2 protein-coding genes are annotated in these 11,782 nt (G+C 72.6%); both read left to right on the top strand.

Going from position 1 to position 11,782, the window contains the following annotated elements; all coding sequences use genetic code 11:
• On the top strand, positions 1 to 7,364 hold a 7,364-nt coding region (locus AQJ46_RS50815), incomplete at its 5' end, for a non-ribosomal peptide synthetase (RefSeq protein ID WP_159064284.1).
• Positions 7,361 to 11,782, top strand: a 4,422-nt coding sequence (locus tag AQJ46_RS50820; protein WP_159064285.1) for a non-ribosomal peptide synthetase, incomplete at its 3' end; no start/stop codon positions are given. The genes AQJ46_RS50815 and AQJ46_RS50820, both read left to right, overlap by 4 nt.

Consider the following 11,782-nt stretch of genomic DNA (forward strand, 5'->3'; position numbering starts at 1 on the left):
CCCGCTGGACCTCTGACGGTCAGCTCGTCTACGTGGGCCGGGTGGATGACCAGGTCAAGGTGCGGGGTTTCCGTATCGAGCTGGGTGAGATCCAGGCTGTGTTGATGTCGCACCCGCAGGTGTCGCAGGCGGCGGTGGTCGTGCGTGAGGACCGCCCCGGGGATCAGCGCCTGACCGCCTACATCGTCGGTACCGGTATCGAGGACGTGCACGCTCATGCGGCGGCGCAGCTGCCCGCGTACATGGTGCCGTCCGCGTTCGTCACCCTGGATGCGCTGCCCCTGACCCCGAACGGCAAGTTGGACCGCCGTGCCCTGCCCGCCCCTGAGCTGGAGACGGCAGCAGGCCGGGCCCCCCGCACTCCGCGGGAAGAAGTGCTGTGCACGCTCTTCGCCGAAGTCCTGGGGCTTGAGAGCGTGTCGATCGATGGCGACTTCTTCCGGCTCGGCGGCCATTCCCTGCTGGCCACCAAGCTCGTCAGCCGCATCCGGACCGTGCTGGGCGCCGAGTTGCCCATCCGGCAGCTCTTCGAGACCCCCACCATCGCCGGCATCACCACCGCGCTGGAGGAGGGTGCGGTCCCGCAACGGCGTCCTGGTGTCACGGTCGGAGCCAGGCCGGACCGCATCCCCGTGTCGTACGCCCAGCAACGGCTGCGCTTCCTGAGCCTGCTGGAGGACGGCAGTACCGCCTACAACGCGCCGGGCGCGCTGCGGCTGACGGGACCGCTGGACCGCGAGGCGCTGCGGCGGGCGTTGGCGGACGTGGTCGGCCGGCACGAGAGCCTGCGGACCGTGTTCACCGAGGACGAGGACGGCTTCACCCAGGTGATCCTGGAGCCCTCCGAGGCCGTCGTGGGGCTCGACGTCGTCGCGGTGGACGAGGACCGGCTCGGCGACCGGTTGGTGGACTCGGCGCGGTACCCGTTCGACCTGGCCGTGGAGCCTCCCGTGCGGGCCACGCTGTTCGAGGTCGGCGAGGACGAGCACGTCCTGCTGTTGCTCCTGCACCACATCGCGGGGGACGGCTGGTCGATGCGACCGTTGGCCCGGGACCTGGCGGCGGCGTACGCGGCCCGGGTCGCCGGTTCCGCTCCGGAGTGGGCTCCGTTGCCGGTGCAGTACGCCGACTACAGCCTGTGGCAGCGGGAGGCGCTCGGCTCCGAGGACGACCCGGACAGCGAGATCTCCCGCCAGCTGGCTTACTGGACCGAGACGTTGGCGGGCCTGCCGGACCAGCTGGAGCTTCCCTACGACCGCCCCCGCGGTGAGGTGGTGACGCAGCGCGGCGGGCAGGTCTGCCTGCGGCTGCCCGCCGAACTCCACGAAGCGCTCACCGAGGTGGCCCGCACGACCCGTTCCAGTATGTTCATGGTGCTCCAGGCAGGGCTGGCCGCGCTGCTCACCAGGCTCGGGGCGGGCACCGACATCCCCGTCGGCTCGCCGATCGCCGGCCGTACCGACGCGGCGGTGGAGGAACTGGTCGGATTCTTCGCCAACACCCTGGTGCTGCGGACCGACACCTCGGGCGATCCGACGTTCACCGAGCTCGTGGAACGGGTCCGGGCGCGCAGCCTGGCGGCGTACGCGCATCAGGACCTGCCGTTCGAGCGGCTGGTGGAGGCGGTCAACCCGGAGCGCTCGCTCACCCGGCACCCCCTCTTCCAGGTGTGCCTCACCCTGCACAACACGGATCCGCGGGACACCGTCGCCGAGGTGGCGAAACTGCCGGGGCTGGCGGTGGCACTGGAGCGGCTGCCGATCGAGGACACCAAGTTCGACCTCAACTGGGAGCTGACGGAACGCTTCGACAGCGCGGGCCGGCCCGCCGGTGTCATCGGTGACCTGGAGTTCTCCGCGGAACTGTTCGATCGGGGCACCGCCCGTTCCGTGGCCGACCGCTTCGTCCGCCTGCTGACCGCTCTGACGCGGGACACCGACCGGACCATCGGCTCGGTCGACGTCCTGGACCCGGCCGAGCGCACGGTCGTGCTCGACGAGTGGAGCGACACCACCAGGCCCGCGGTGGCCGCCGAACTGGCCAGGGTGTCCCTGCCCGCGCCGGCGGGCCGTGCCCGCGCCTACGTCCTCGACGACTCCCTGGGCCCGGTGCCGCCCGGCGTCCCGGGCACCCTGTACGTGACGGGCCCCGGTCCGGCCGGGGAGGCCGCGGAACAGGAACGGTGGGTGCCGTGTCCGTTCGCGCACGCGAGCTGGATGTACCGCACGGGACGGCCGGCCCGCTGGTCGGCAGACGGCGAACTGCGGCTCGTCGACGCCCTCGACGGTACGGAAGCCGCCGGGGCGGGCGTGTGGCCCGTGCGGTCCCGGGCACCGCGCAGCCCGCGGGAGCAGATCCTGTGCACCGTCTTCGCCGAGATGCTGGGCGTCGCCTCGGTGGGCATCGACGACAACTTCTTCGACCGCGGCGGCCACTCGCTGTCCGCCGTACGGCTGCTGAGCAGGATCCGCTCGGTGCTGGGCGTGGAGCTCTCCATCCGCCGGCTCTTCGAGAACCCCACCGTCGCCGGGGTCGTCGACGCCCTGGACGAGGCCGACGGCGCACGGCGCCCGGTCACGCGGGTGGAGCGTCCGGCGCGGATCCCGCTGTCGTACGCGCAGCAGCGCCTGTGGTTCCTGAACCACCTGGAGGGCCCCAGCGCCACCTACAACATCCCCGTGGCGCTGCGGCTGAAGGGCGCTCTCGACCGTGCCGCTCTGCGGCAGGCGCTCACCGACGTCGTGGCACGGCACGAGTCGCTGCGCACCCTGTTCACCGAGGACGCCGACGGGGCGCGCCAGATCGTCCTGCCCGCCGCGCACGCCCTGCCGGAACTGATCGAGGCGGATGTCGCCCGCGGTGAGATGGAGGAGCGGGTGCGGGCCGCTGCCGCACACCGCTTCGACCTGACCGCCGAACTCCCCGTCCGGGCCTGGCTGTTCTCGGCACGCGACGGGGAGCGCGTCCTGGTCCTGGTCGTCCACCACATCGCCGGCGACGGCTGGTCCATGGGCCCCCTGGCCCGTGACCTGTCCCTCGCCTACACCGCCCGCACCCGTGGCGAGCCCCCCGCCTGGGCTCCGCTGCCCGTGCAGTACGCCGACTACACCCTGTGGCAGCGCGAGGTGCTCGGCTCGGAGGACGACCCGGACAGCGAGATCTCCCGGCAACTCGACCACTGGAAGCGCACGTTGGCGGGCCTGCCGGAGGAGCTGGAGCTGCCCGTCGACCGGCCCCGCCCGCCCCGGCAGTCCCATCGCGGCGGCCGGGTGCCGTTCGAGGTGCCGGCGGCCCTGCACGCGCGGCTGACCGCCTTCGCCCGGGAGACCGGCACCAGTCTGTTCATGGTGACGCAGGCCGCCCTCGCCACGCTGCTGACCCGGCTCGGGGCGGGCACCGACGTCCCCATCGGCTCTCCCGTCGCCGGCCGGACCGACGCCGCCGTGGAGGACCTCGTCGGGTTCTTCGTCAACACGCTGGTGCTGCGCACCGACACCTCGGGGAACCCGACGTTCACCGAACTCGTCGCCCGGGTCCGGGAGACCAACCTCGCCGCGTACGGGCACCAGGACGTGCCGTTCGAGCGGCTCGTCGAGGTGCTCAGCCCCGCCCGGTCCCTGGCCCGCCACCCGCTCTTCCAGGTCCTGCTCGGCTTCGACAACAACCAGGAGGCCCTCGACGTCCTGCGTCTGCCGGGCCTCACCGTCGACGTCCAGGCACCGGAGACCGGCCGCGCCAAGTTCGACCTGGCGTTCTTCTTCGACGAGCGATACGGCCCGCACGGCGAACCCGAAGGGCTCCGCGCGGCCGTCGAGTACAACGCCGACCTGTTCGACCACGGCACCGCCCGGGAGTTCGCCGACCGGTTGCTGCGCGTGCTCGAAGGAGTCGTCGCCGAACCCAGCCGACCCATAGGCCGGCTCGACGTGATGGCGCCCGCCGAACGATGGCGGGTCCTGGAGGAGTGGAATCGCACCGCGCACGACGTGCCCCCGGACCCGGTCCCGGTGCTCTTCGAACGACAGGTCGCCGCCGAGCCCCGGGCGACCGCGCTGATCAGTGAGGACACGACCCTTTCGTACGCCGGGCTGAACGCCCGTGCCAACCGGCTGGCGCACCTGCTGGCCGCCTCGGGCGTGGGTGCCGAGGACGTGGTGGCCATCGCGCTGCCCCGCTCGCCCGAGCTGGTCGTCGCCCTGCTCGCGGCCCTGAAGACCGGGGCGGCCTACCTCACCCTCGACATCACCGCCCCCGAGCAGCGGCTGTGTGCCGTCCTGAGCGACTGCGCGCCCCGGATCGTCGTCACGGACACGGCCACCCGCCCGACGCTGGGCGACGACCTGGCCGCGGACGTCGTGCTCGACGCCCCGGAGACGGTCCGGGCGCTCGCCGCGGCCCCGGACACCGACCCCACCGACGCCGACCGGGTGCGCCCCACGCACCTCGGGCACCCCGCCTACGTCGTCTACACCTCCGGTTCCACCGGCGCCCCCAAGGGCGTGGTGATGCCGATGAGTTCACTGGTCAACCTGCTCGCCTGGCACACCGGCACCTACAGCGGCGGCGTCGGCACCCGCACCGCGCAGTTCCTCGCCGTCTCCTTCGACTTCGCGGTGCAGGAGATCCTCCAGGCGCTGGTCGCCGGCAAGACTCTGGTGATCCCCGAGGACCACGTCCGCCGCGACGCCTACGAGCTGGCCCGCTGGATCACCCGGCACGGCATCAACGAGCTGTTCGCGCCGACGCTCGTGATCGACGCCGTGCTCGCCGCGGCCGCGGACACCGGCGAACGCCTCGACTCCCTCACCGACCTCTTCCAGGGCGGCGAACAGTTCCGGCTGAGCCATGAGCTGCGCGAGTTCTGCGCGAGCAGCTGGCGGCGGATGGCACACAACATCTACGGCCCGGCCGAGACCCACGCCGCCACCACCGCGACCCTCCCCGACGACATCGACGAGTGGCCTACCGCCGCCTCCATCGGCCAGCCCCTGTGGAACGCGTCGGTGTACGTGCTGGACTCCGCACTGAGCCCGGTCCCGCCCGGGGTGCGCGGCGAGCTCTACATCGGCGGCGCCCAACTGGCCCGCGGCTACCTCGGCCGCCCCGACCGGACGGCGGAACGCTTCGTCGCCTCGCCGTTCGGACAGCCCGGCAGCCGGCTCTACCGCACCGGTGACATCGTGCGCTGGAACCACCGCGGCGAGCTGGAGTTCCTCGGTCGGGCCGACCACCAGGTCAAGATCGGCGGGTTCCGGGTCGAGCCCGGTGAGGTGGAGGCCGTGCTCGGCGACCACCCGGCCGTCGACACGGCGGTCGTCGTCACCCGCCAGGACGCGGACGCTCCGCTCCGGCTGGTGGCGTACGTCGTGCCGGAGAACCGGGGGCACCACACCGACCTGCGCCGCTCGCTGCGGTCCCACCTCGAACAGCAACTGCCCCACTACATGGTCCCGTCCTCCGTGGTGGTCCTCGGCGAACTGCCCCTGACGGCCAACGGCAAGCTGGACCGGCGTGCTCTGCCGGCCCCCGACCACGGCACCGGCACCGACCGCCGCGGACCGCGCACGGATCGGGAGAAGGCGCTGTGCGGACTGTTCGCGGACGTCCTCGGGCTGTCCGAGGTCGGTGTCGACGACGGGTTCTTCGACCTGGGTGGCGACAGCATCATGTCGATCCAGCTGGTCAGCCGCGCACGGCGGGCCGGTCTCGAACTGTCGGTGCGAGATGTCTTCGAACAGCGGACCGTGGCGGCGCTCGCCGAGGTCGTCACGGAGACGAGCGGCGCGCTGGTGGAGGAGCCCGGCGCCGGCATCGGCGATGTCCCGCTGACCCCGATCATGCACTGGCTGCTCGCCCGCACCGACGACCTCGACGCGTTCAACATGTCCGCCGTCCTGCGGGTACCGGCCGCCCTCGACGCCGATGCCCTCACCGGGGCCGTGCAGACTCTGCTCGACCACCACGACGCCCTGCGCGCCCGCCTCGCACCGGCCCCCGAACGGCGGTTGGAGATTCGCGAACCCGGCGCCGTGGACGCGAGCACCCTGATCCGGCGGGTGGACGCCGCGCACGTCACCGGCGAGGCACTCGACGCCCTGGTCAAGAGGGAGGGCGCGGCTGCCCGGGACCGGCTGAACCTGGCCGACGGACACCTCGTGCAGACCGTGTGGTTCGACCGCGGCCCGCACACGCCCGGGATGCTGCTCCTGATCATCCACCACATGGTGGTCGACGGAGTCTCCTGGCGCATCCTCATCCCGGACCTCGCCGAGGCGTACGAGGCGCTCGCCGCCGGGCGGCAACCCGGCCTCCAGCCGGTGGGCACCTCGCTGCGCCGCTGGGCCACCCGCCTGACCGAGGAAGCCGGCAAGGCCGCATGGGTCGCCGACACGGCCTGGTGGCAGGACGTCCTGCGCGCGGCCGGGCCCCCGCTGGGCCGACGCGCCCTGGATCCGGCACGGGACACCCAGGCCACGGCCGGACGGCTGACCCGTACCCTGCCGGCCGAGGTCACCGAAGCCGTGCTCACCCGCGTCCCGGCCGCCTTCCACGCGGAGATCAACGACATCCTGCTGGCCGCCTTCACCCTGGCCTGGGCTCGCTGGCGGCACGGCGGACCGAGCGTGCTGCTGGACCTGGAGGGCCACGGCAGGGAGGAACACCTCGTCGACGGCGCCGACCTGTCCCGCACCGTCGGCTGGTTCACCAACCTGTACCCGGTGCGGCTCGACACGGGGGGCGCCGACCTGGCCCGGGCCTTCGCGGGCGGTCCGGCCGCCGGAGCCGTGGCCAAACGGGTCAAGGAGAACCTCAGGTCCGTCCCCGACAAGGGCATGGGCCACGGCCTGGTCCGTCACCTCAACCCGGCCACCGCACCCGCGTTCGACGACCTGGCAGCGCCCCACGTGGCGTTCAACTACCTCGGCCGCTTCACCGCCGCCGACGGGGACCGGGCCGCCGACTGGACCCCGGTCACCGGCGTCGACGCGGTCGCCGGGGACCCCCCGCACCTGCCGCTCGCCCACCCCCTGGAGCTCAACGCCCGCACCCACGACGGCCCGGACGGCTCCGAACTCGTCGCGTTCTGGACCTGGGCCGACGGAATCCTCGACGAAGCCGAGGTGCGCGAGCTGGCCGACCTGTGGTTCCAGGCGCTGAGCGCCCTGGTCACGCACTCCGAGAACCCGCACGCGGGCGGCCTCACCCCCTCCGACGTCTCGCTGTCCTCGATCGGCCAGGACGAGATCGAGGCGTTCGAGGAGGAACTGGACGACCTGTTCGACGACGCCGACGAGCTCGACGGACTCGGCGACTTCGACGACGAACCGCACGACTTCGAGAAGGAAGAAGAGGCCAGCAAGTGAGTCGCACCGCGCGGAAGATCGAGGACATCCTGCCGCTGGCCCCGCTCCAGGAGGGCCTGCTCTTCCACAGCGTCTACGACGAGGGCGAGCTCGACCCCTACGTCGTCCAGATGTCGTTCGACATCGACGGCGCCCTGGACACCGCCGCCCTGCGGGCCGCCGCCGAGAAGCTGCTCGCCCGGCACGCCAACCTGCGGGTCGCCTTCCGCCAGCGCAAGAACGGCGACTGGGCCCAACTGGTCATGAGGGAGGTGCGGTTGCCCTGGAGCGAACGGGACCTGACCGGCCTCCCGGAGGCCGAGCGCGCCGAAGCCGGCGCCGAACTGATCGCCGCCGAGCGCGCCACCCGCTTCGACGTGGCCCGGCCGCCGCTGCTGCGCTTCACCCTGCTCCGGCTCGCCGCGGACCGGCACCGGCTCGTCCTGACCAACCATCACCTCCTGCTCGACGGCTGGTCCCTGCCCGTCCTCATGGGCGACCTCTTCGCGCTCTACGACGCCTCGGGCGACGACAGCGCCCTGCCCCGGGTCCGCCCGTACCGCGACTATCTCAAGTGGCTGGAGAAGCAGGACCGGGACGCCGCCCGCACCGCCTGGCGCGACACGTTCGCCGACCTCGTCGAGCCCACCCTCGTGGCCCCCGACGCCGACCGGGCCGCCGTGGCCGGCGCCGAGGTCCGGGCGGCCCTGTCCCAGGAGGACACCTCCGCCCTGACCGAGATCGCCCGCGGCCGCGGGGTCACCCTCAACACCGTCGTGCAGACCGCCTGGGCGATCGCTCTCAGCAAGCACCTCGGACGCGAGGACATCGTCTTCGGCACCACCGTCTCCGGGCGCCCGCCGGAGCTCGACGGCGTCGAACGCATGGTGGGTCTGTTCATCAACACGCTGCCCTCACGGATCCGGCTGCGGGCCGCGGAACCGCTCGCCGACCTCGTCGCCCGGGTCCAGCACGAACAGGCCGCCCTCACCCCCCACCAGCACCTGGGCCTCGCCGAGATCCAGCGCGTCGCCGGACACGGCGACCTCTTCGACACCTCCATGGTGTTCCAGAACTATCCGGTCAACCGGTCCGGCACCGCCGGCACCGGCATCGGCGCCGCCATCAGCCTGGCCCCCGGCAAGAACCGCGAGGCCACCCACTACCCGCTGCTGCTGATCGCGTCCGCCCGCGACACCATGACCTTCCGGCTCAGCCACCGGCCCGACGTCTTCGACGAAGCCGCCGCCCAGCGGATCCTGGACCGCTTCGTCCGCGTGCTGCGCGCCCTCGTCGCCGACCCCGACCAGCCCGTCGGACGCCTCGACGTGCTCACCGAGGAAGAACGGGACCGCGTCCTCGGCGTGTGGAACGACACCGCGCACGAGGTCGCCGACACCTCGGTCCTCGACCTGTTCCGCGCCCAGGCGGCCCGCACCCCGCACGCCCCCGCGGTCACCAGCGGCGGCCGGACCCTCTCCTACGCCGAACTCGACGCCCGCTCCAACCGCCTCGCCCAGGTACTCGCCGACCAGGGCGCCGCCCCCGAGCGGTTCGTGGCCATCGCACTGCCCCGGGACTGCGACACGGTCGTCGCGCTGCTCGCCGTCCTCAAGACGGGGGCCGCCTACCTGCCCGTGGACCCCGACTACCCGACCGAGCGCATCGCGTTCATGCTCGCCGACACCCGGCCCGCGCTGCTCCTCACCACCCGGGCACTCGACTCCCGTATACCCGCCTGCGAGGCACCGAGGCTCCTCCTGGACGACCCGGCCCTCACGGCCGACCTCGCCGCCCGTCCCGACACCGCGCTGGCGACGACACCACGGCCCGCCAACCCGGCGTACGTCATCTACACCTCGGGCTCCACCGGGCGCCCCAAGGGCGTGGTGATCGAGCACCGGTCGCTCGGCGCCTATCTGCAGTGGGCCCGGCACGCGTACCCGGAGATGACCGGGACCTCGCTGCTGCACTCGCCGATCTCGTTCGACCTCACCGTCACCGCCCTCTACACCACGCTCGTCTCCGGCGGCCTGGTGCACGTCGCCGACCTCGACGAGCGGGCGGCCGAGGGCCCCGAGGCCACCTTCCTCAAGGGCACGCCCAGCGTCCTCGCCCTGCTGGAGGCCCTGCCCATGGGTGCCTCACCCAGCCGGCTGATCATGCTCGGCGGGGAACTCCTCCTCGGGGAGGTCGCCGACCGCTGGCGGGCCCGCCGCCCCGACGCCGGCGTCCTCAACGTGTACGGAGCCACTGAGGCCACCGTCAACAGCGTCCAGTACCGCATCCCCGCCGGAGCCCCCGCCTCCACCGGCCCGGTCCCCGTCGGCCGCCCCTTCTGGAACACCCAGGTGTACGTCCTCGACAGCGGACTGCGACCCGTGCCCCCCGGCGTCCCCGGCGAGGCGTACATCGCGGGCACCGGCCTGGCCCGCGGCTACTGGCAGCGCGCGGCCCTGACCTCCGAGCGCTTCGTCGCCAACCCCTACGGCCCACCCGGCTCCCGCATGTACCGCACCGGCGACGTCCTGCGCTGGAACCACGACGGCCAGCTGGAGTTCGTCGGCCGCGGCGACGGCCAGGTCAAGCTGCGCGGCTACCGCATCGAGCTGGGTGAGATCGAGGCCGTCCTCGCCGGCCACGAGCACGTGACCCAGGCCGCCGTCCTGCTCCGCGAGGACCAGCCAGGCGACAAGCGGCTCGTCGCCTACGCGGCCACCGCGGGCGCCCCCGTGACCGCCGACGTCCTGCGCGCTCACGCGTCCGCTCAACTGCCGGACTACATGGTGCCGTCGGCGTTCGTGACGCTGGAGTCGTTCCCGCTGACCCCGAACGGGAAGCTGGACCGCCGTGCGCTGCCGGCCCCGGACTACGGGCCGCAGTCGGAGGGCGGCAGGTCCCCGCGCTCGCCGCGCGAGGAGATCCTGTGCACCCTGTTCGCCGAAGTCCTCGGCCTGGACGCGGTGACCATCGACGACGACTTCTTCGCCCTCGGCGGCCACTCCCTGCTCGCCACCAAACTCGTCAGCCGCATCCGCACCGTCCTCGGCGCCGAACTGTCCATCCGCCAGCTCTTCGAGACCCCCACCGTCGCCGGCCTCTCGGGCGCCCTCGACACCGGCAACGGCGCCGCCCGCACCCCGGTCACCGCGGTGAACCCGCGTCCCGCCAGGCTGCCCCTGTCCCACGCTCAGCGCCGCCTGTGGTTCCTGCACCGCTTCGAGGGCCCGAGCGCCGCCTACAACTCACCCGTCGCCCTGCGGCTGTCCGGCACCCTCGACCGGACGGCCCTGGAGAACGCCCTCGCCGACCTCACCGCACGCCACGAAACCCTGCGGACCGTCTTCGCGGAGGACGCCGAGGGCCCGTTCCAGATCGTGCTCGACGGGGTCCGCCCCGCCCTCACCGTCGTCGCCACGGACGCGAGCCGTCTGCACTCCGACCTCACCGAAGCAGCGGGACAGCCCTTCGACCTGACCACCGAACCACCCCTGCGGGCCTCACTGTTCGAGGTCGCCGCCGACGAACACGTCCTGCTGCTCCTCACCCACCACGTGGCGACCGACGCGTGGTCACGGGCCCCGCTGGCCCGTGACCTGACGGCGGCGTACGCGGCCCGGGCCGCCGGTACGGCACCGGAGTGGGCCCCGTTGCCGGTGCAGTACGCCGACTACAGCCTGTGGCAGCGCGATGTCCTTGGCACGGAGGACGACCCGGAGAGCGAGGCCTCCCGTCAACTCGCGCACTGGAAGCAGGCGTTGGCAGGACTGCCGGAGGAGCTGTCACTGCCGTTCGACCGCCCGCGACCGGCGGTGGCCTCCTACCGCGGCGACGTCGTCACCTTCGAGCTGCCGCCCGACCTGCACGACAGCCTCACCCGCATGGCACGCGGCCACCGCACAAGTCTGTTCATGGTGCTCCAGGCCAGCCTGGCCACCCTGCTGTCGCGGTTGGGCGCGGGCACGGACATCCCGCTCGGCACGCCGATCGCGGGCCGTACGGATGACGCGCTGGACGAGCTGGTCGGGTTCTTCGTGAACACGCTGGTGCTGCGCACGGACGTCTCCGGTGATCCGACCTTCGCGGAGTTGCTGGAACGAGTCCGGGCGGCGGACCTTTCGGCGTACGCGCATCAGGATCTGCCGTTCGAGCGGCTGGTGGAGGCGGTCAACCCGGAGCGCTCACTCTCCCGGCACCCCCTCTTCCAGACCATGCTCAACCTCAACAACGCCGGCCCCACCGAGGCACTGGACGAGATCGCCAAGCTCCCCGGCCTCACCGTCCACCACGAACCGGTGGAGACCCACCGCGTCAAGTTCGACCTCGGCTTCTCCTTCGCCGAGTCCCACAGCACGACCGGCACCCCGGGCGGCCTGCGCGGCGCACTCCAGTACTGCACCGACGTCTTCGACCGGGAGACCGCCGAGTCCCTCGTCCAG

The organism is Streptomyces canus (assembly GCF_001514145.1).
In the GTDB taxonomy this organism is placed as follows: Bacteria; Actinomycetota; Actinomycetes; order Streptomycetales; family Streptomycetaceae; genus Streptomyces; species Streptomyces canus.